Here is a 20347-nt window from a genome sequence, read left to right as displayed (position 1 = left end):
GGCGTAGGCCCGGCGCCGCTATCGATCATTTTTCTTCCGTTGCGGCCGCCAGCGATTCTCTGGCGGCTTTCTTCGCTTTGGCGCGGGCGATAGCCGCTGCCACCGCCGCCTTTCGCGGATCTTCCTCGGCGGTCGCCGGTGCCGTTTCCGCCGGTGCAGGGGCGTCCGCCTGCTGCGCCGCTTTCTTGGCTTTGGCGCGGGCGATAGCCGCCGCCACCGCCGCTTTACGCGGGTCTTCCTCAGTGGTTGTCGGCGTCGTTTCCGCCGGTGCAGGGGCGTCCGCCTGCTGCGCCGCTTTCTTGGCTTTAGCGCGCGCGATAGCCGCTGCCACCGCCGCCTTGCGCGGATCTTCCTCGGCGGTTGCCGGCGCCGTTTCCGCCGATGCAGGGGCGTCCGCCTGCTGCGCCGCTTTCTTGGCTTTGGCGCGCGCGATAGCCGCTGCCACCGCCGCCTTGCGCGGGTCTTCCTCGGCGGTTGCCGGCGTCGTTTCCGCTGGAGCAGGAACGTCCGCCTGCTGTGCCGCTTTCTTGGCCTTTACACGCGCCAGAGCGGCAGCGACCGCGGCCTTGCGCGGGTCTTCCTCAGTGGTTGCCGGCGTCGTTTCCGCTGGAGCAGGAACGTCCGCCTGCTGCTCTGCTTTTTTGGCTTTGACGCGCGCCAGGGCGGCAGCGACCGCCGCCTTACGCGGATCGTCCTCTGTTACGGCAGGAGCAGTGCCATCTGCGGCCGGCGCTTCTTTGCGTGCTTTCACACGGGCCAGCGCTGCGGCCACGGCGGCTTTGCGCGCGTCGTCGCCGGAAACGGCCGGTGAGGCTTGCTCTGCTTCGGCCGCCAACTGGGCTCGGCGTTCGCGCGCCTGCGCTTTACGCGCTTCGCGGGCGGCGATCATCTCGCTGTTATCCGGCTGCTGGCCGTCGACCGGCGTGACCGCCGCTTCGGCATTTTTGCTGCGCACGCGCGCCAACGCGGCCTGCACCGCGCCCTGATCGTCGTCGGTCAGTTTGACGGCGGCTTTTTTGTGCCGCTCTTCGCGCGCCAGCTTCTCGCGTTCCAGACGGGCCAGTTTGGCTTCGTAACGCGCCTTGGCCTCGGCGGTGCGCGCCGCCTCCAGATCGATAGCCTTGATCTCGGCCTTTTCCTGACGGTAGTACTGCACCAGCGGGATGTTGCTGGGGCAGACGAACGCGCAGGCGCCGCATTCGATGCAGTCGAACAGGTTATGGTTGCGCGCCTTGTCGTGCTCTTGTCCGCGGCTGAACCAGTACAGCTGCTGCGGCAGCAGCCCGGCAGGGCATGCGTCTACGCACAGGCCACAGCGGATGCAGGACTGCTCTGGCTCCTGCGGCGTCATTTCATCGACCGTCGGCGCCAGAATGCAGTTGCTGATCTTGACGATCGGCACATTCAGCGCGGGCAGGGTGAAGCCCATCAGCGGGCCGCCCATGACTACCATCTGCTGCGCCTGCGGGCGGAAACCGGCGAAGTCGAGCAGGTGCTGCACCGGCGTGCCGATGCGCGCCCACAGGTTGCCCGGGCGCTCGATAGCCTCGCCGGTCAGGGTCACCACGCGCTCAATCAGCGGTTCGCCGTCGACGATCGCTCGTTTGATGGCGAAGGCGGTGCCGACGTTCTGCATCAGTACGCCGATGGCGGAGGAGTGCTTGCCGTGCGGCACTTCCTTGCCGGTCAGGATCTTGGTCAACTGCTTGGCGCCGCCGGACGGGTATTTGGTGGGGATAACGCGCAGCCCAATGCCGGACTGGCCGCGCAGCGCCTGCTTCAGCGCCGCGATCGCCTCCGGTTTATTGTCTTCGATGCCGATCAGCGTGACCTTGGGCTGCAGAATGTGTTGCAGGATCTGCGTGCCTTCGATGATCTGGTCGGCATGTTCCTGCATCAGGCGGTCGTCGGCGGTAATGTAAGGCTCGCACTCGGCGGCGTTGAGGATCAGCGTTTCCACGCCGCTCATGCCGCCCTGCAGTTTGCTGGCGGTCGGGAAACCGGCGCCGCCCAGACCGGCGATGCCGGCCTGATGAATACGTTGAATCAGCTCTGCGGCAGGCGTCTGGCGGTAGTCCGCCACCGGATCGCGCTCGCACCAGCGGTCTTCCCCATCCGCCTCGATAATCACGCACAGTTCCGTCAGCCCGGAAGGGTGAGCGGTGATGTGCGGCGTGATGGCGCTGACGGTGCCCGAGGTTGGGGCGTGTACCGGCACGGTGCGGCCACGGCCGACGGTCAGCGGCTGGCCTTTCAACACCCGATCGCCGGCGTTGACGCACAGCTCGCCTTCCGGCCCCAGATGCTGCTGCAGCGGAATGATAAAGGTCTTGGGCAGGGGAGCGACACGCAGCGGCGCACCGCTGGACTGCGTTTTCATTTCCGGTGGATGGATCCCGCCGTCGAAATCCCAGATCCGGTCTTTTTTAAAGGCGGCGAACAGATTAAGCATGTTGCTCCACGTGGATCACTTGCACCGGGATCGTCTTCATGTCCCACTTCCAGTTGGCGGTGGTGGTGGCGACCGGTCTCATTTCAATACAGTCGGTAGGGCAAGGGGCGACGCACAGATCGCAGCCGGTGCAGAGGTCGGTGATGACGGTGTGCATGGCGCGGGTGGCGCCGACGATGGCGTCCACCGGGCAGGCCTGAATGCACTTGGTGCAGCCGATACAGTTGGCCTCGTCGATATAGGCCACCTTACGCTCCGGCTCGGCGGCGGCTTCGCTGCCCAGCGGCTGCGGCTCGACGTTGAGCAGCTCCGCCAGCTTCAGCATCACCTGTTCGCCGCCCGGCGCGCATTTGTTGATCATCTCGCCGTTGGCCACTGCCTCGGCGTAGGGGCGGCAACCGGGGTAGCCGCACTGGCCGCACTGGCTTTGCGGCAGGATCGCGTCGACCTGCTCGGCGACCGGATCCTCTTCCACCTCAAAACGGCGCGCGGCGTAGCCCAGCACCAGTCCGAACAGCAGGCCGAGCGCGCTTAAAGCCGCGATAGCTATCCACAACGCAGTCATTAGAATTTCACCAGCCCGGTAAAGCCCATAAAGGCCAGCGACATCAGCCCGGCGGTGATCAGCGCGATCGAGGAGCCGCGGAACGGCGCCGGCACGTCGGCGACCGCCAGGCGTTCGCGAATGGCGGCGAACAGCACCATGACCAGCGAGAAACCGGCGGCGGCGCTGAAGCCGTAAACGGCGGACTGCAGGAAGTTGTAGCCGAGGTTAACGTTAAGCAACGCCACACCCAGCACCGCGCAGTTGGTGGTGATCAGCGGCAGGAAGATGCCCAGCAGGCGGTAGAGCGCCGGGCTGGTTTTGCGCACCACCATCTCGGTGAACTGCACGACGACGGCGATCACCAGAATGAAGGAGAGCGTGCGCAGGTACACCAGATCCAGCGGAACCAGAATAAAGGTGTTGATCACCCAGGCGCTGACGGAGGCCAGCGTCATAACGAAGGTGGTGGCCATTCCCATGCCGATGGCGCTTTCCAGCTTCTTGGAAACGCCGAGGAACGGGCACAGGCCAAGAAACTTCACCAGAACGAAGTTGTTCACCAGTACGGTGCCGACAAACAGGAGCAGGTATTCGGTCATTGCGATGCCTAAAAAAATAAAAGCCGCCTATTATCGGAAATCGGCGGCCGGACGACAACATATGAATCGCAGGGGTATTGCCTTTTTTGGTGAAAATTTACACAAATCACCCAATAAAACGTGCTGCAACCGCCTTTAACGTTCGGTAAAGGTCCCTTTGACCCGCTGCGAGCGCTTGATGTAAGGCACCAGCAACGCCGCCATCAGCAGCGGCCAGCCGAGGCTGCGCACCGCCACTTCATCCGGTACCGGCGCGAAGGCGAAGGCTTTCACCGCCAGGATCACCGTGATCAGCAGCCACAGCAAGAACAGCTTGGGGAAGCGCTGCGAGCGCTGGCAAAACAGCCACAGCAGCCACAGGGTGAAGCACCACATCAAGAGCGTGGTCAGCACCGAAAAGTACCATTGCAGGGTAAACGCCTGGGCGTTGGTCAGCAGGTAGTCGCGCGACTCGGGCATAAAGATCGCCATGGCGTACAGGAGCAGCATCAGGCTGGCGCTGAGCAGGGTGACGATCAGATAGGCCATCGGGGCCAGCAACCAACCGCCGATACGAGAGTATTCAGCTTGAGACATAAAGGCTTCCTGATTGAAACGGGGATCACAGGCGGCATAGCTTAGCGGGTAATACCGGCTTCGTCATCTCTATCAACCGGATAGCCCGGCATCGCGGCGCGTGGCAGCACGTTTGGCTACTCGACGCCGTATTGAGCCTGCTTCAAATTAACATCTCATTTACTTCTTGTTCCATCCGGCCGCATGGTGTCAAATCGAAAGGTCTGTCGTGAGCCTGCAAGAGGAAATCCCATGGCTGAAAAAATTCGTGTTGGGCTGGTCGGTTACGGCTACGCCGGCAAAACCTTTCATGCGCCGCTGATCGCCGGTACGCCGGGGTTCGAGCTGGCCGCTGTCGCCAGCAGCGATGCCGGCAAAGTGCACGCCGACTGGCCGTCGATGGCGGTGGTGGGCGATGCGCAGGCGCTGTTCGCCGATCCGGCCCTCGATCTGATCGTGATTCCTACCCCCAACGATACCCATTTCCCTCTGGCGCAGCAGGCGCTGGCCGCCGGCAAGCATGTGGTGGTGGATAAACCGTTTACCGTGACATTGTCACAAGCGCAGGCGCTGCAACAGCAGGCGCAGCAGAGCGGTTTGCTGCTGTCGGTATTTCACAACCGCCGCTGGGACAGCGACTTCCTTACCCTGAAAGCGCTGCTGAATGAGGGTGCGCTGGGCGAGGTGGTCTATTTCGAGTCGCATTTCGATCGCTACCGGCCGCAGGTGCGCCAGCGCTGGCGCGAACAAGGCGGCGTCGGCAGCGGAATCTGGTACGATTTAGGGCCGCATCTGCTCGATCAGGCGTTGCAGTTATTCGGCAAGCCCGACCGGCTGTTCGTCGATTTGGGGGAGCTGCGGCCGGGGGCGCAGGCGGTGGACTATTTCCACGCGCTGCTGAGCTATGGCAATCGCCGCGTGGTGCTGCACGCCAGCATGCTGGCGGCGGCGGAGAGCCCGCGCTACGTGGTGCACGGCACCCGCGGTAGCTATATCAAATACGGCCTGGACCCGCAGGAAGACCGGCTGAAGGCCGGCGAGCGCCTGCCGCAGGCCGACTGGGGCTATGACATGCGCGACGGCGTAGTGACGCTGTCACGTGGCGATCTGCTGGCGGAGCAACCGCTGCTCAACATTCCCGGCAATTACCCGGCCTATTACGCCGCGGTGCGCGACGCGATCGCCGGCACAGGCGAAAACCCGGTGCCGGCCGCCGACGCCATTGCGGTGATGGCATTGATCGAACTGGGGTTGGAGTCGGCCCGGCTGCAGCAGGCGCTGCCGGTGGCCTGATACCGCCCGTTTCTCCAGTGGCCCGGCGCAACGTCGGGCCTTTTTACGACTTTACGTGCAAGGAAATCCGTTTCATGTCCTGGTTGCAGCGTTTGCGCATTGATAAATTTTTGCTGGTTCTGATCTTGGTGGTGATCGTCGCCTCGCTGTTCCCCTGCGAAGGCATCTGGAAAACCTTCTTTGAACACCTGACCACCGCCGCCATCGCGCTGCTGTTCTTTATGCACGGCGCCAAGCTGTCGCGCGAGGCGATCGTCGCCGGCATGAGCCACTGGAAGCTGCATCTGCTGGTGTTCCTCAGTACCTTTGCGCTGTTCCCGCTGCTTGGGCTGGCGATGAACCTGCTGGTGCCGGGCATTATGACGCCGACGGTCTATCTCGGCTTCCTCTACCTGTGCGCGCTGCCGGCCACGGTGCAATCGGCCATCGCCTTTACCTCGGCGGCGGGCGGCAACGTGGCGGCGGCGATCTGCAGCGCCTCGGCGTCGAGCATTCTCGGCGTGTTCCTGTCGCCGCTGCTGGTGGGGGCGTTGATGCATACCCAGGGCGGCAACACCGACGTGCTGCACGCCATCGGTTCAATCATTCTGCAGCTGATGGTGCCGTTCGTGGTTGGCCATCTGGCGCGGCCGCTGATCGGCAAGTGGGTCGATCGCCATCGCAAGCTGATCAACCTGACCGACCGCTCGTCGATCCTGCTGGTGGTGTACACCGCGTTCAGCGCGGCGGTGGTGGAAGGGATTTGGCACCGTATCGACGGCTGGTCGCTGCTGACCATCCTGGTGATGTCGCTGGTGCTGCTGACGGTGGTGTTGGTGATCAACACCTATGCGGCGCGCTGGCTGGGCTTCAATACCGCCGATGAGATCACCATCGTTTTCTGCGGCTCGAAAAAGAGCCTGGCGAACGGCATCCCGATGGCCAACGTGCTGTTCCCGGCTGCAGCGGTGGGCGCCATGGTGCTGCCGCTGATGATTTTCCACCAGGTGCAACTGATGGTGTGCGCGGTGCTGGCGCAGCGCTATGCGCGTAAAACCGCCAAACAGCGGGCCGAGGCGGAGGCGCTGGTGGCCAAATAGAGCACAGGCCGCTAACGGCAGCCCAGCGCGTCGAGCAGAAAGTCGGCGCGCTCGTTGGGTGAGGCGCGCGGCAGTTCCTGCAGCCGATAACCCGATCGGCGGTAGACGGCCAACATCGCTTGGTAGGTCTGCTCGGCTTCGGCGAAAGATTGTTTTCTCTCGCTGTCCTGCGCGTAGATCGCTCGCCACGGTGGGGCGATGAACACCGTATCGGCATAGCGAAAAGCGCCGATCGCCGCGGTTAAGGGGGCGGGGATCGGCAACCCGCACAGCGTCAGGTAACCGGCGATATCCGGCAGGCCGCGATCGAAGAACCAGCATGTTGCGCCCGTCGCTTCTCGCCATGAGCGCAGCTCCCAATCCAGCATCCGCTCGGCGAAAGCCTGGCGATCGCCCCATGGCAGCGCATTGCCGCCAATACCCACCTGATCCTGAATAATCGCCCGGCCCGCCTCCTGCGAATGCGGGTAACCTCGGCGATGAAGAACGTCGATGAGCGTGCTTTTGCCCGAACCCGGGCCGCCGGTCAGCACGATGCGGCGTAGTTTGTCAGACATACGGAATTCCTCTCTTGCGGCAGAGCTATGGGTGAAAACAGCGATAAAGACGAGCAGGCGGAAGAAAATGGGGGGGGTGAGAAGAAGGCGCCGCTTGGCGCCTTGGGGAGATTTAACCCTGAACTTTGGCGCGCAGCGCCTGTTTTTCCTGCTCGCTGAGGAAGGCCAGCTTCAGGCCGTTTTCCTGTGCGGTGCGGATTTCCTCCGGCGTCAGCCCGGCCTGCGGCGCGGCGACGCGGTATTCGTGCTCGATCTCGATGCCCTGAACCGCCGGATCGTCGGTGTTGATCGATGCCAGCACGCCGTGGCGCAGGAAGGTGGCCAGCGGATGCTGCGCCAGCGAAGGCACGGTGCTGGTCTGGATGTTGGAGGTCAGGCAGGATTCGATGCCGATGCCGTGTTCCGCCAGGAAGTCCATCAGCGCCGGATCTTCGACCGCTTTCACCCCGTGGCCGATACGCTCGGCGCCCAGCTCGCGGATCGCCTGCCAGATGCTTTCCGGGCCGGCGGCTTCGCCCGCGTGCACGGTGATGCGCAGGCCGGCGTCGCGCGCGCGGTTGAAGTGGCTGAGGAACAGGCTGCCGGGGAAGCCCAGCTCATCGCCCGCCAAATCCAGCGCGGTAATGCCGTCGCGGTGCGCCAGCAATCCTTCCAGTTCCTGCAGACAGGCGGCCTCGCCGAAGGTGCGGCTCATGATGCCGATCAGGCGAATGTCGATGTCGCGATCGCGGCAGCCCGAACGGATCCCGTCGATCACCGCTTCCACCACGCCGGCGACCGGCAGCTGGTGCTTCATCGCCATGTAGTAAGGGGAAAAACGCAGCTCGGCGTAGTGCAGGCCGGCGTTGGCGGCGTCTTCGACGTTTTCGTAGGCCACGCGGCGGCAGGCGTCCAGATCGCCCAGCACCGCTACGCCCCAGTCCAGTTTCTGCAGGAAGCTGACCAGATCCGGTTCGGCGTGGGTGATCTGCACGTGCGGGCGCAGGCTCTCCAAATCGTTGGCCGGCAGGGCGAGATTGAACTGGCGACCGAGGTCGAGAATGGTCTGCGCGCGGATATTGCCGTCGAGATGGCGGTGAATGTCGGTAAGCGGTAGGCGGGGATCGATCATGCTGGGCACTCGCTAATTTATCGTAGGTAAAGTGCAGAACAGTATAAAAACAAATGAATGAAACTTGCCATCTCGTTGCATAAAAAAGTGACTTACATCACAAATAATGCGAGGTGTATCGCATTATCGTCGTGAATCAGGCTTTCAACACGCTGACGCCCGCCTGCTGCAACGGCGCGATCAATGCGTCGTCGGTGGCGCGTTCAACGATGATGGTATGCGCCAGCGTAATGTCACCGATCGCATACTGCGAGGCGGCGTTAAGCTTGGCGGCGGAAGCCAGCACCACGGTTTCCGCCGCGCGGGCCGCCAGCGCCCGCTTGATGTAGGCCTCTTCCAGATCGCCGGTGCTCAGCCCTGCAGTGGGGTGCACGCCGGTCACGCCCATAAAATAGAGATCGGCGCGAATATGCGACATCGCCTCCACCGCGGCGGCGCCGACGCTGACGATCGAATGCTTGTACAGCCGGCCGCCGATCAGGATCACCTCCACCGTGGGGTGATCGACCAGGCCCACGGCGACGCTGGGGCTGTGGGTGACGATGGTGGCGTTCAGGTTGAGCGGCAGCTGCCGGACCAGTTCTGCAGAGGTGGTGCCACCGTCGATAATCACTACCTGGCCGGGGGCGATCAGCGCCGCTGCGGCTTTGGCGATCGCGCGTTTGGCGCCGGATTCCAACTGATTGCGCTCGGCGAAGCTGGCAATGGCAGAGGAAACCGGCAGAGCGCCGCCATGTACCCGCTGCAGCAACCCCTCGGCGTCCAGTTCGCGCAGATCGCGCCGGACAGTATCTTCCGACAACCCAAACATTTCGCTGAGCTGCTTGGCCAACACCTGGCCGTCCTGGGCCAGTTTTTCCAGGATGATCTTCTTGCGCTGGCTGGTCAACATGGCCATTTTCCTCTCAAATTTGGGTTGCACGAAATTCCTTGATCATACACGAAATTGCACGATAGTATCAATTTCCTTCCTCTGGCGGAGTAAACCGATGATAGCCACCAAAGACAGGGTTCGCATTGTCGAAACCCGGGTGTTGTCCGATGACTGGTACCTGCTGAAAAAAACCACCTTTGATTTTCTGCGGCGCGACGGCGTTTGGCAGCGACAAAGCCGTGAGACCTACGATCGCGGCGATGGCGCGGTGATTTTGCTGTTCAACCGGCAGGCGCAAACGGTGATCCTGACGCGCCAGTTCCGTTTTCCGGTGTTCGTCAACGGCCATGACGGCATGTTGATTGAGGCCGCCGCCGGTTTGCTGGACAACGCGTCGCCGGAGGCGCGCATCCGCGCCGAAGCGGAAGAGGAAACCGGCTATTTCGTGCAGAGCGTGGAAAAGGTGTTCGAAGCCTACATGAGCCCAGGCTCGGTCACCGAGAAGCTGCACTTTTTCGTCGGCGAATATCAGGCGGGCGACCGCATCAACGAGGGCGGCGGGGTGGCGGCGGAGGGGGAAGATCTGGAGGTGCTCGAGCTGCCGCTGGCGCAAGCCCTGCAGGCGGTTCGCCAGGGCACGATCGTTGACGCCAAGACCATCATGCTGCTGCAGTTTGTCGCCTTGAACCGGACATTGGAGGAAGAACGATGAAAGCCCAACAAATCTTGATCGCCGGCCCCTATCGCAGCGGCACCGATGGCGATCCGCAGCGTATCGCCGCCAATCTGGCGCGCCTGGAACAGGCGGCGCTGGCGGTTTACCAGCGGGGGCACGTGCCGGTGATCGGCGAGTGGCTGGCGCTGCCGTTGGCGGCGGCGGCGGGTTCCACTCAGGTTGGCGATGCGGTGAGCGAGGCGTTTCTTTACCCGGTGGCGCATCGGCTGATTGCGCAGTGTCAGGCGGTGTATCGCATCGAAGGGGCGTCTGCGGGAGCCGATAACGACGTGCGGTTGGCCAACGAGTGGGGACTGACGGTCTATCGCCGCCTGGAGGACATTCCGCCTGTTCAGGGGTAATCGAGGGGCGGGCAGAGGCTCGCCCCCTCGCGCTATTGCTCGCCCAGCACCAACCGCAATCCAGCGATCAGCTTGTCCATGCCGGCCTCCAACTTGCTGCGCGGGCAGCCGACGTTGAGGCGCAGGAACCCGCGACCTTCCTCGCCGTAGGTAAAGCCCGGCATGATCGCCACCTTTTCGCGCTCGATCAGCACCTGCTGCAGCGCCCGATCGTCAACGGCCAACGGCCGCAGATCGATCCAGGCCAGGTAGGTGGCCTGCGGCGGGCGCCAGCCCAGCGCCGGAAACGCCTGTTCCAACCGCTCGGCGACGTAGGTCAGATTATCCTGCAGATAGTCGCGCAGGGAATCCAACCAGGGTTCTCCGTGGCGATAGGCGGCCACGTGCGCGGCGACCGCCAGCACCGCCGGCGAGGAGAGGCCGTCGCGGGCTTTGAGCTGCTGGAAGTAGGCTTCGCGGCTGGCGTCGTCGCTGATGAAGCCGTAGGCGCCGGTCAGCGCCGGGATATTGAAACTCTTGGAGCCGGAGGTCAGCAGAGCCCAGCCGCCGGTCGCCACCTGGCTCCACGGCGTATGGCGGTGTTCCCCCCAGACCATGTCCATGTGGATCTCATCGCTGATGACGCGCACGTCGTGGCGCTCGCACAGTTCGGCCATCTGCTGCAGCTCGTCGCGGCGCCACACTTTGCCGGTGGGGTTATGCGGGCTGCACAGCAGCAGGATCTTGGTCTGCGGCCGCGCCAGCAAGGCCTCAAGGTGCGCCATGTCGCAGCGCCAGTCGTCGCCGGCTTTTTGCAGCGGGCAGGCCAAAAGCTGGCGCTGGTTGGCGAGGATCACCTTGTAGAAGGCGTCGTAGGCCGGAGTATGGGTCACCACGTAGTCGCCCGGTACGGACCATTGGCGGATCAGCTGCGCCGCCATGTAGATAACGGAAGGGCCGTACACCGCCGTTGCGGTGTCGATGGCGGCGTTGAAACGTTGCTGATACCAGTGGCGCAGCGCGCCGAGAAAATCCTCGTGCTGCCAGCGGCTGTAGCCCAGCACGCCGTGCTGCAGGCGCTGCTGCAACGCCTCGAGAATGCACGGCGCGGTGGCGAAATCCATATCGGAGATGGTGAACGGCAGCAGATCGGCGCTGCCGAAGCGATCGGCGATATAGTCCCACTGGGTGCACCAGGTGCCGTGGCGGTCGATCGGGGTGGCGAAATCAAACATGGGTGGCTCCCTGCAGCGCCGCGGCAGGTTGCGCCGTGGCTATCAGTGAGTCTAATTCATCCTTCACCGATTGCACCTGCGGGCCGATCACCACCTGCAGATTATGCTCGTTGAGATGCACCACGCCGATGGCGCGGTTGGCTTTCAGCGCCGCGTCGTCCACCCGGCTCATGTCGTTGACCGACAGGCGCAGGCGGGTGATGCAGTTGTCCAGCGTGATGATGTTGTCCGGGCCGCCGAGCGCCGCCAAAATCGCCGGCACGTTGTAGCCGGATTTGCCCACCGCGCCGGCCGGCGCGCTCTGGCTGACGGCGCTGTCGCTTTCGCGGCCCGGCGTTTTGATGTTAAAGCGCTGGATGGCGAAGCGGAAAATGGCGTAATAGCCGACGAACCAGACGGCGGCCACCACCGGCACCAGATACCACTTGGTGGCGGTGCCGTGCAGAATGCCGAACACTACGAAGTCGATGATATTGCCGTCGGTGTTGCCGATGGTCACGCCCAGCAGCGCCATCACGGTAAAGCCCAACCCGGTGAGCAGTGCGTGGATCAGGTAGAGGAACGGTGCGACGAACAGGAACAGGAACTCGATCGGCTCGGTGGTGCCGCCGACCACGCAGGCCACCACGCCGGAAATCAACAGCCCTTTGATTTTATGGCGGTTCTCAGGTTTGGCGCAGTGATACATCGCCAGCGCCGCGCCCGGCAGCCCGCCGAGGAACGCCGGCATTTTACCCTGCGAAAGGAAGCGAGTGGCGCTCTCGGCGAAGCCGGTGGTGGTTGGGCAGGAGAGCTGCGCCTGGAAGATGGTCAGGGCGCCGCTGACGCTGTGGCCGCACACTTCCATCGTGCCGCCCGCCTCGGTAAAGCGGATCAGCGCCACCAGTATGTGCTGCAGGCCGAACGGCAGCAGCAAGCGTTCGCCGGTGCCGAACAGCATCGGGCCAAAGGCGCCGGCGCTGTTGATCACCCAGCCCAGCCCGGTGATGCCGGCGGCGAACCACGGCCAGATCAGCGGGATCACCAGGCCGCACAGGCCCAGCACCACGGTGGTGACGATCGGCACGAAGCGCGTGCCGCCGAAGAACGCCAGCGCGTCCGGCAGGCGGATGGTGTGGAAGCGTTCATGCAGGCGATAGACGATGATGCCGACGATCACCGCGCCGAGGATGCCGGTATCGATAGACTGAATGCCGAGAATGTTCTGGATGTTGTTGGCTTTCAGCACCAGCGGATCGCTGGTGGGCAGCACGCCGGCGGCGGTCAGGTAGAAATTGGTGCCCAAATTCAGCACGGCGAAGCCGACGAAGCCGGAGAAGGCGGCGACGCCCTTGTTTTCGCGCGCCATGCCCAGCGGAATGGCGATGGCGAACATCACCGGCAGGAAGCTGAAGGCGAAGGAACCGACCTTGCTCATCCAGGTAAAGATCAGCTGGAAGATCGGGTGGCCGATAAACGGCATCAGGGTGATCACGTCGCGGCTGCTCAGCGAGCTGCCGATCCCCAGCATGATGCCGCAGAAAGAGAGCAAGGCGACGGGCAACATGAAGGTTTTGCCCAGGCTCTGGAAGAACTCCCAGAGGGTGATTTTTGGTTTGTTGGCTGCTGACATAACCGACTTCTCCTGGCGAAAAGACGAGCAAAAAGGGGACTTCTGATTAGGTAAAAAGAAGATAAAACGTTTTACCTAGCAAAAATGCGCCGCCAATCACAAATCTGCCGCCCGGTTTTTGGCGACAATGCGGCAGGCAGTAAAACGTTTTACTGAGCTAACGGATTCGGTATACCCTTGATCATTACGGCGGGTTGCCCAGGAACGGGTTCGCAGAGACTATGAGCATCAAAAAAATCACCATCACCGATGTGGCGCAGCAGGCGGGCGTGTCGGTCACCACGGTTTCCCTGGTGTTGAGCGGCAAGGGGCGCATTTCGCCGACCACCGTCGAGAAGGTCAATCAGGCGATAGAGCTGCTGGGCTACGTGCGCAATCGCCAGGCGGCGACGCTGCGCGGCGGGGAGTCCGGGGTGATTGGCCTTATTCTGCGCGACATCTGCGAACCTTTCTATGCCGAAATGACCGCCGGGCTGAGCGAAGCGCTGGAGGCGCACGACAAGCTGCTGTTTTTGACGCAGAGCGGGCGCGACGGCCAGGGCCTGCAGCGGGCGTTTGACGCGCTGCTGGCGCAGGGCGTCGACGGCATCGTGCTGGCGGGCGGCATTCGCGCGGCGGCGGGCCTGAAGGAGAAGGCGGCCGAGCAGGGCGTACCGCTGGTCTGCGTGGCGCGCTCCAGCGGTCTCGATGGCGTGGACGTGGTGCGGCCGGACAACATGCAGGCCGCCAAGCTGGCCACCGAATTTTTGATCAAGCGCGGCCACAGCCAAATCGCCTACCTCGGCGGCCAGAGCGATTCATTGACGCGCGCCGAGCGGCTGGGCGGCTTTTGCGCCACGCTGGTGCAGTACGGCCTGCCGTTTCGCAGTGAATGGATCGTCGAGTGCGATTGCCGGCAGCGTGAGGCGGCGGAAGCGGCGGAGCAACTGCTGCGCCATTACCCGAACATTACCGCCATCGTCTGCCACAAGGCGTCGGTGGCGCTCGGCGCCTATTTTGGCCTGGCGCGCAGCGGCCGCAGCATAGGTTCGGAAGGGGTAGACGCCTACTACGGACGGCAGGTGGCGCTGATCGGCTTCGGTGACGTGCCGGAAGCCGAACTGACCGAGCCGCCGCTGACCTTCGTCTCCAGCTCGGCGCGGGAAGTGGGGCGCAGCGCCGCCGCGCGCCTGCTGCAGCGCATCGGTGACGCCGACCTGCCGGCGCAGAATGTCATTCTGCCGCCGACGCTGATCCGGCGCGGTTCCGCCTAGCCCTGCCGCTGTTCCTCTTCCGCCTCCCGGCGGATCCAGCCGATAAAGGTTTTCATCGCCGGCGTCAGATCCCGCGATTTCAAATGGGTCAGCCAATAGGCGCCGAGCGCGGCCTCGGCGGCAAACGGCCGCTGCAGCGCGCCGGCGGTCAGTTCGCGGCGGAACATGCTGACCGGCGCCAGCGCCACGCCGTCGCACTGGATCGCGCCTTCCACCATCAGCCTTGACGAGTCGAACACCGGGCCGTTGATCCGCCACGGCGTCACCTGTGCCGCCGCGAACCAGCGCTCCCATTCATCCTTGCGGTAGGTGCGCATCAGCTGCTCGTGCTGCAGATCCTGCGGCGTGCGCAGGCGCGCGGCGACCGCCGGCGGGCAGAGCACCGTCAGCGGCGCGTCGAACAGCTTGATATTGCAGGTGGCGGGCCAGAGCCCTTCGCCGAAGCGGATGGCGAAATCCATGCCGTTGGCCGACAGATTGACCAGGTTGTTGTGGGTGAGCACCCGCAGATCGATAAACGGGTGCGCCGTGCGGAACGCCGCCAGCCGCGGCATCAGCCAGCCGACGGCGAAGGTGCCGACCACCGCCACCGTCAGCACCTCGTGGAAATGCCCGCCTTCGAACTGCTGCAGCACCGCCTCGATGCGGTCGAAGGCGTCGCTCAATACCGGCAGCAGCGCCTGGCCCTCTTCGGTCAGATCCAGCCCGCGCGGCAGGCGGCGGAACAGCTGAATGCCCAGCTGTTCTTCCAGCATGCGCACCTGCTGGCTGACGGCGGCCTGGGTGACGCGCAGCTCCAGACCGGCGCGGGTGAAGTTCAGGTGACGAGCGGAGGATTCGAACGCCCGCAGGGCGTTGAGGGGAAGTCGATTGCGCATTGTCGATAGCCATAAGTTTTTCTTTATGCTGGCTGAAATTATTATTGCTTGTCAACCCGGCGGCAAAATCCGATATTTGGCGCGGCTGCTCAGAGTGTCACGGCAGCCGTAAAGGAATGACATCATCAATCAGGGAAAGCGCCGTATATAACGCCAATAAAAACTTTTGGCCGCGGCCGATGCCCTGCAACCTAAGAGCTTCTATCATGACGAAAATGAACCGCCTGGCGGCCGCGCTGATCGCCGCACTGATCCTGCCGACCGCGCACGCCGCACAGCAGCAGGATATCGACGCCGTTATTCAGCCGCTGATGAAAAAATACGGCGTGCCGGGCATGGCGATCGCCGTGTCGGTCGACGGCAAACAGCAGATTTACCCGTATGGCGTCGCCTCGAAGCAGACCGGTAAACCGATCACCGAGCAGACGCTGTTTGAAGTGGGCTCGCTGAGCAAAACCTTCACCGCGACGCTGGCGGTCTATGCGCAGCAGCAGGGCAAACTGTCGTTTAAAGACCCGGCCAGCCACTATCTGCCCGAGCTGCGCGGCAGCGCCTTCGACGGCGTCAGCCTGCTGAATCTGGCGACCCACACCTCCGGCCTGCCGCTGTTTGTGCCGGATGACGTGACCAACAACGCCCAGCTGATGGCCTATTACCGGGCCTGGCAGCCGAAACACCCGGCGGGCAGCTACCGCGTCTATTCCAACCTCGGCATCGGCATGCTGGGCATGATCGCCGCCAAGAGCCTCGACCAGCCGTTTATCCAGGCGATGGAACAGGGGATGCTGCCGGCGTTGGGCATGAGCCACACCTACGTGCAGGTGCCGGCGGCGCAGATGGCCAACTATGCGCAGGGTTACAGCAAGGACGATAAGCCGGTGCGGGTCAACCCCGGTCCGCTGGACGCCGAGTCTTACGGCATCAAGTCTAACGCCCGCGATCTGATTCGCTATCTGGACGCCAACCTGCAGCAGGTGAAGGTAGCGCAGCCGTGGCGCGACGCGCTGGCCGCGACGCACGTCGGTTATTACAAGGCGGGCGCGTTCACGCAGGATCTGATGTGGGAGAACTACCCGTATCCGGTGAAACTGTCGCGTTTGATTGAAGGCAACAACGCCGGGATGATTATGAACGGCACGCCGGCCAGCGCCATCACGCCGCCGCAGCCGGAATTGCGCGCCGGCTGGTATAACAAAACCGGCTCCACCGGTGGTTTCTCCACCTACGCGGTATTTATCCCGGCGAAGAATATCGCCGTGGTGATGCTGGCCAACAAGTGGTTCCCGAACGACGATCGCGTCGAAGCGGCTTACCACATCATCCAGGCGCTGGAGAAGCGCTGACGGTCAGGGGCGCCGGCGAGGCGCCCCTACCACCGGTGCTGCCGTTCACGCCGCTCGCGCATGAAATCGATAAAGGCGCGCAGCTTGAGCGGCAGATGCTTGCCGGCGGGAAAGTAGATGAAAAAGCCCGACGCTTCGCTGGCGTAACCCGGCAGCACTTCCACCAATTGCCCCTGCGCCAGCTCCTGCAACACCGTGCCCTGAAAACGCTGTGCGATACCCAGGCCTGCCAACGCGGCATCCTTGATCAGCCGATCTTCGTTAAAAATCAAACTGCCGCTGACGTCCAGCGCGCGTTCATCGTCGCCCAGGCTAAAATACCAGGGTTCCAGTTTGCCGCTGCCGGGGAAACGGTAGCGCAGGCAGTGGTGAGCAGGCAAATCGTCCGGCGTGGCCGGAACGCCGCAGCGCGCCAGATAGTCGGGCGAGGCGACCAGCACCCGGCGCTGGCCGTTGTCGATCGGCACGGCGATCATGTCTTTTTGCAGCATGGCGTGCATGCGAATGCCGGCATCGAAACTGCCCAGCACCAGATCGGAAAAGCGGTCTTCGGTAAACAGCTCCAGCTGCACGTCGGGATAGCGCCGTTGAAATTCCGCCAGGTGCGGCATCACCAGCAGCGAGGCGGCCAGCTGCGGCAGCGTGATGCGCAGCTGGCCCGCCGGCTGTGCGCCCAGGGCGCGCACGTCGTCCGCCGCCACGTCGATCTGGCTCATCGCCGGCGACACCTTCTGATAGAACAACCGGCCCTCGTCGCTGAGGCGCACCGAGCGGCTGGTGCGGTGAAATAGCCGCACTCCCAGCTGATTCTCCAGCGTCTGAATGTTTTGCGACACCGCCGGCGGCGTGACGCCGAGCTGGCTGGCCGCGCGGGTAAAGTTGCCCAGGCGTGCGACGGCTTCGAAATAGGGCAGCAGCTGCAGGAGTGAACTCATCTATCAATAACCTGTGCTTAATGATTCATTAAATTATGCCTTATTTTAATTTATGACGAACCTTTTAGACTGATTTTACTTTCCATTCGCGAGATGAAAATCATGTCGGCAGAACAACGGGCGTTAACAGAACGGATCGCGGCGATCGATCAACAGGCGATGGCCGAAGGGCGCATCGTGGGTAGCGTGGTGCTGGTGGCGCGGCAGGGCGAGATTTGTTACGCCGGGGCGGCCGGCTATGCCGATCGCGAAGCGCGGCGGCCGATGCGGCGAGAAACGCAGTTCCGGCTGTCGTCGGTCTCCAAACCCTATACCACGCTGGCGGCGCTGCGCCTGATCGAACAGGGCAAGCTGAGCCTGGACGACGCGGTCAGCGAGTGGCTGCCGTGGTTTACTCCGGCGCTCGCCGACGGCCGGCGCCCGACGATCAAGATTCGTCATTTGCTGAGCCATACCGCGGGGCTGGACTACCGGCTGAACCAACCACCGGCGGGCGTTTATCATCAGTTGGGGATCCAGGACGGCGTGGAGCTGTCGACGCTGACGCTGGAGCAAAACCTGCGGCTGCTGGCGCAGGCGCCGTTGCTGTCGGCGCCGGGGGAGCGCTTCAACTATTCGCTGGCGATCGACGTGCTTGGTGCGGTGCTGGAACGGGTGACGGGCATGCCGCTGCCGCAGCTGTTTGTCGAATGGGTGGCGCAGCCGCTGGGGCTAGGCAATACCGCGTTCCATGCGACGGACGCCGCGAACCTGGCGACGCCGTATTACAACACCCCGCAAGGGCCGCAGCGCATGCATGAAGGCCTGCGGGTGGCACTGCCGAAGGAGATGGCGGGGGGCGAGGTGCTGTTTTCACCGATGCGGGCGCTCAACGCCGGGGCCTATCCTTCCGGCGGCGCAGGCATGGTCGGCGATGCCGACGACGTGCTGAAGCTGGTGGAGGCATTACGCAGCGGCGGGCAGGGCATTTTGCAGCCGGACACGGTGGCGTTGCTGCGCAGCCCGCACGTGGGCGCGCAGGCGCAAACGCAAGGGCCGGGCTGGGGATTCGGTTTTGGCGGGGCGCTGCTGGTGGACGCAGAAGCGGCACAGACGCCGCAGCATGCCGGCACGCTGACCTGGGGCGGGGTTTACGGCCACAGCTGGTTCTTTGACCCACAGGCGCAGCTGAGCGTGGTGATACTGACCAACACCGCGTTTGAGGGCATGTGCGGCCGCTATCCGCAGCAGATCCGCGATGCGGTTTACGCGGCGTAAATAAAAAGGGCCCCGCAGGGGGCCCTTGATCAGGCTTTCAAACGCTTACTGCGCCGGTGCCGGAGCAGGTTGTGCATCCTGCGCCGGTTCGCCGTCTTCCGCCGGGGCGCCCAGCAGGCCGAACTGGCCGATGAACTCCTGCAGCGACATTTTGTTGCCGTTCAGGTCAACCTGATTGTCGGCATAGTGGAACGTGCTCGCGATCACGCCGTCTTTCTGGGTGGTCAGCTTGAACATCTGGCCCATGGCCGCCAGGCCCTGCACTTGCTGCTGCGCCAGTTTCTGCGCGTCTTCCTCGTTGTAACCCTGCAACAGCGCGGTTTTCGCGGTCACTTCGGTAGCCATCGCTTCCGGAATGGTCAGGTTGATATCCAGCTTTTTAACCGCCTGCGCGATCAGCTGATCCGGCGATTGTGCCGGGGAAGCGGCCTTGCTCGGATCGGTCAGCGCCAGATCCAGCGTGAAGGTGCTCTCGCCCTTGCTGTTTTTCCAGCTCAGCGGTGCGATGCTGAGGCTCGGGTTGCCTTTCAGCAGCAGCGGCAGGTTCTTTTGCAGCAGTTCGGCGTTTTGCTGCTCATACACGGCCGGATCCAGGTTCTCGCCCTGTTGCAGCAGCGCCATGGTCTGGCGGTTGTAGCTGTCGGCGAAGTCTTTCAGCGCCTTGCCGTCGACGTTGTCGATTTTCAGCGCCAGCTTGCCGGCGCCGAAGTCGTTGCCCTGCACCTTGAGCGCGTCCATGGTGTAGTCGATCTGGCCGCCGATGTTGCTGCTGCCTTGCTCGCCGAACTTGCTCACCAGGTTGAAACCGTCCAACGCCACGGTATCTTTACCGTCGATCGTCAGTTTGAACTGCTTCAGCGTCATCGTCTGATCGCCGAGCTTCACGCCGAACTTGCTCTCGTTGCTGTTGCCTTTCAGGTTGAAGCCCTGGAAGGTGATCTGCTCGTTTTGACCGAATTCGTTCGGGCTGGCGAACACGATATTGTCGCTATTGGCGTCCAGCACGAATTTTTTCAGATCGCTGGACACGTCAGCGTTAATGGTGGCGCCGCTGAATTTCAGCGAAGACTTATCTTTTTGGTAGTCCAGCGGGATGATGTCGATGGCAGACGAGGTGTCCCCGCTGTAAGAGATGCGCGAATCGGCGGTAAACAGCGATTTGCCTTTGGTGGTGTCAAACAGACCTTTCACCGCCGGGGTATTTTCCAGCTCGGTATGCACCGACGCCATGCTCGGCAGCAGATTGAATTTTTTCAGCTGGGCGAAGGGGAACGGGCCGTGATCGATGGTTTCCAGGAACGCCACTTCTTCACCGGCTTTCAGCGCCGCGTTTTCACTGGTATCCGTGCCGTCGGAACGCAGCACATAACGCACTTTACTGCTGAACAGGCCGCGCTGGTAATTTTCATAGCTCAACTTCACGCCGGCTTTCGGCAGGTAAGCTTTCAGCTGGCCGTTGGCGTTGTCCACGACTTCGCCCATGTGCTGCTCGATCAGTTTCCCGGTGTACCAGGATGCCCCGGTCCATGCTGCGCCAAGAACCACAATGACGCTGACAGCGACTAACGATTTTTTCATAGCTCTGTTTCATCCTTTTTTCTTATCACCCTCCGTTGCGCGGGAGGGGCAAATAGGGGCCGACAAAAAACGCCCGCAGGCGTTTAATTGTGGGGGTAGCTCTCGCTTTCAGCAAGCAATTTGCTGAAATTTA

The 20347-nt window shown here is 63.0% G+C and carries 19 protein-coding genes; 7 read left to right on the top strand and 12 right to left on the bottom strand.

Going from position 1 to position 20347, the window contains the following annotated elements; genetic code table 11:
• Nucleotides 1-25: 25 nt before the first annotated feature.
• The 4 genes from rsxC to AWX27_RS02065 all read right to left on the bottom strand — a co-directional run bounded on the left by rsxC (nt 26) and on the right by AWX27_RS02065 (nt 4174).
• Nucleotides 26-2452 (bottom strand): electron transport complex subunit RsxC, encoded by a 2427-nt coding sequence (gene rsxC / locus AWX27_RS02080; RefSeq protein WP_060419142.1) that lies wholly within the window; start codon nt 2450-2452, stop codon nt 26-28.
• Nucleotides 2445-3017 carry an electron transport complex subunit RsxB gene (rsxB, locus tag AWX27_RS02075; protein ID WP_004938428.1) on the bottom strand — a complete coding sequence of 191 codons (573 nt, stop codon included), beginning with the start codon at nt 3015-3017 and terminating at the stop codon, nt 2445-2447. The genes rsxC and rsxB overlap by 8 nt, the downstream gene beginning before the upstream one ends.
• Nucleotides 3017-3598: an electron transport complex subunit RsxA gene (rsxA, locus tag AWX27_RS02070; RefSeq protein ID WP_004938443.1), complete on the bottom strand. Its 582-nt coding sequence runs from the start codon at nt 3596-3598 to the stop codon at nt 3017-3019. The genes rsxB and rsxA overlap by 1 nt, the downstream gene beginning before the upstream one ends.
• Nucleotides 3599-3733: 135 nt before the next feature.
• A complete protein-coding gene (locus tag AWX27_RS02065; protein ID WP_047567683.1) occupies nt 3734-4174 on the bottom strand; it encodes a DUF2569 domain-containing protein in 441 nt (146 codons plus the stop codon).
• Nucleotides 4175-4405: 231 nt separating this feature from the next.
• On the opposite strand from AWX27_RS02065, the gene AWX27_RS02060 reads away from it, so the two are divergent.
• Nucleotides 4406-5446: an oxidoreductase gene (locus AWX27_RS02060; RefSeq protein ID WP_060419140.1), complete on the top strand. Its 1041-nt coding sequence runs from the start codon at nt 4406-4408 to the stop codon at nt 5444-5446.
• A 74-nt stretch (nt 5447-5520) separates the two neighbouring features.
• The gene (locus tag AWX27_RS02055; protein WP_038873888.1) at nt 5521-6525 is read left to right on the top strand and encodes a bile acid:sodium symporter family protein; all 1005 of its coding nucleotides are present in this window, start codon (nt 5521-5523) and stop codon (nt 6523-6525) included.
• An 11-nt stretch (nt 6526-6536) separates the two neighbouring features.
• Here the strand turns inward: AWX27_RS02055 and AWX27_RS02050 are convergent, their stop codons facing one another.
• From AWX27_RS02050 to AWX27_RS02040, 3 genes are all read right to left on the bottom strand, one after another.
• Nucleotides 6537-7082, bottom strand: a complete 546-nt coding sequence (locus tag AWX27_RS02050; protein ID WP_060419138.1) for an AAA family ATPase — start codon at nt 7080-7082, stop codon at nt 6537-6539.
• 112 nt (nt 7083-7194) lie between these two features.
• Nucleotides 7195-8193 carry an adenosine deaminase gene (gene add / locus AWX27_RS02045; protein WP_016927887.1) on the bottom strand — a complete coding sequence of 333 codons (999 nt, stop codon included), beginning with the start codon at nt 8191-8193 and terminating at the stop codon, nt 7195-7197.
• Nucleotides 8194-8329: 136 nt separating this feature from the next.
• Nucleotides 8330-9085: a DeoR/GlpR family DNA-binding transcription regulator gene (locus tag AWX27_RS02040; RefSeq protein WP_049201919.1), complete on the bottom strand. Its 756-nt coding sequence runs from the start codon at nt 9083-9085 to the stop codon at nt 8330-8332.
• 97 nt (nt 9086-9182) lie between these two features.
• On the opposite strand from AWX27_RS02040, the gene AWX27_RS02035 reads away from it, so the two are divergent.
• Both AWX27_RS02035 and AWX27_RS02030 read left to right on the top strand, forming a co-directional pair.
• Nucleotides 9183-9779 (top strand): NUDIX hydrolase, encoded by a 597-nt coding sequence (locus AWX27_RS02035; RefSeq protein WP_060419136.1) that lies wholly within the window; start codon nt 9183-9185, stop codon nt 9777-9779.
• Nucleotides 9776-10144, top strand: coding sequence for a hypothetical protein (locus tag AWX27_RS02030; protein WP_060419134.1), 369 nt, complete (start codon nt 9776-9778; stop codon nt 10142-10144). Before AWX27_RS02035 ends, AWX27_RS02030 begins: the two co-directional genes overlap by 4 nt.
• Before the next feature lie 32 nt (nt 10145-10176).
• Here AWX27_RS02030 and AWX27_RS02025 read toward each other — a convergent pair whose 3' ends face one another.
• Nucleotides 10177-11358: a MalY/PatB family protein gene (locus tag AWX27_RS02025; RefSeq protein WP_060419132.1), complete on the bottom strand. Its 1182-nt coding sequence runs from the start codon at nt 11356-11358 to the stop codon at nt 10177-10179.
• Nucleotides 11351-12970: a maltose/glucose-specific PTS transporter subunit IIBC gene (gene malX / locus AWX27_RS02020; RefSeq protein ID WP_049201912.1), complete on the bottom strand. Its 1620-nt coding sequence runs from the start codon at nt 12968-12970 to the stop codon at nt 11351-11353. Before malX ends, AWX27_RS02025 begins: the two co-directional genes overlap by 8 nt.
• A gap of 221 nt (nt 12971-13191) precedes the next feature.
• Here malX and AWX27_RS02015 point away from each other — a divergent pair, with 221 nt between their 5' ends.
• A complete protein-coding gene (locus AWX27_RS02015; protein ID WP_060419130.1) occupies nt 13192-14223 on the top strand; it encodes a Mal regulon transcriptional regulator MalI in 1032 nt (343 codons plus the stop codon).
• On the opposite strand, the gene AWX27_RS02010 is transcribed toward AWX27_RS02015, so the two are convergent.
• Nucleotides 14220-15101: a LysR family transcriptional regulator gene (locus AWX27_RS02010; RefSeq protein ID WP_060419128.1), complete on the bottom strand. Its 882-nt coding sequence runs from the start codon at nt 15099-15101 to the stop codon at nt 14220-14222. The genes AWX27_RS02015 and AWX27_RS02010 overlap by 4 nt on opposite strands.
• A gap of 206 nt (nt 15102-15307) precedes the next feature.
• On the opposite strand from AWX27_RS02010, the gene blaSRT reads away from it, so the two are divergent.
• Nucleotides 15308-16444: an SRT/SST family class C beta-lactamase gene (blaSRT, locus tag AWX27_RS02005; RefSeq protein ID WP_060419126.1), complete on the top strand. Its 1137-nt coding sequence runs from the start codon at nt 15308-15310 to the stop codon at nt 16442-16444.
• A gap of 26 nt (nt 16445-16470) precedes the next feature.
• On the opposite strand, the gene AWX27_RS02000 is transcribed toward blaSRT, so the two are convergent.
• A complete protein-coding gene (locus AWX27_RS02000; RefSeq protein ID WP_060419124.1) occupies nt 16471-17379 on the bottom strand; it encodes a LysR family transcriptional regulator in 909 nt (302 codons plus the stop codon).
• Between the two features lie 102 nt (nt 17380-17481).
• On the opposite strand from AWX27_RS02000, the gene AWX27_RS01995 reads away from it, so the two are divergent.
• Entirely contained in the window at nt 17482-18636 is a 1155-nt protein-coding gene (locus tag AWX27_RS01995; protein ID WP_060419721.1) for a serine hydrolase domain-containing protein, read from the top strand.
• 45 nt (nt 18637-18681) lie between these two features.
• On the opposite strand, the gene AWX27_RS01990 is transcribed toward AWX27_RS01995, so the two are convergent.
• A complete protein-coding gene (locus AWX27_RS01990; RefSeq protein ID WP_060419122.1) occupies nt 18682-20214 on the bottom strand; it encodes a YdgA family protein in 1533 nt (510 codons plus the stop codon).
• Nucleotides 20215-20347: the final 133 nt, after the last annotated feature.

The organism is Serratia sp. 2880STDY5682894 (assembly GCF_001537385.1).
Taxonomy (GTDB): domain Bacteria; phylum Pseudomonadota; class Gammaproteobacteria; order Enterobacterales; family Enterobacteriaceae; genus Serratia; species Serratia nevei.
The sequence above is the reverse complement of the archived record's forward strand: the minus strand, read 5'-3'. Positions and strand labels throughout refer to the sequence as shown.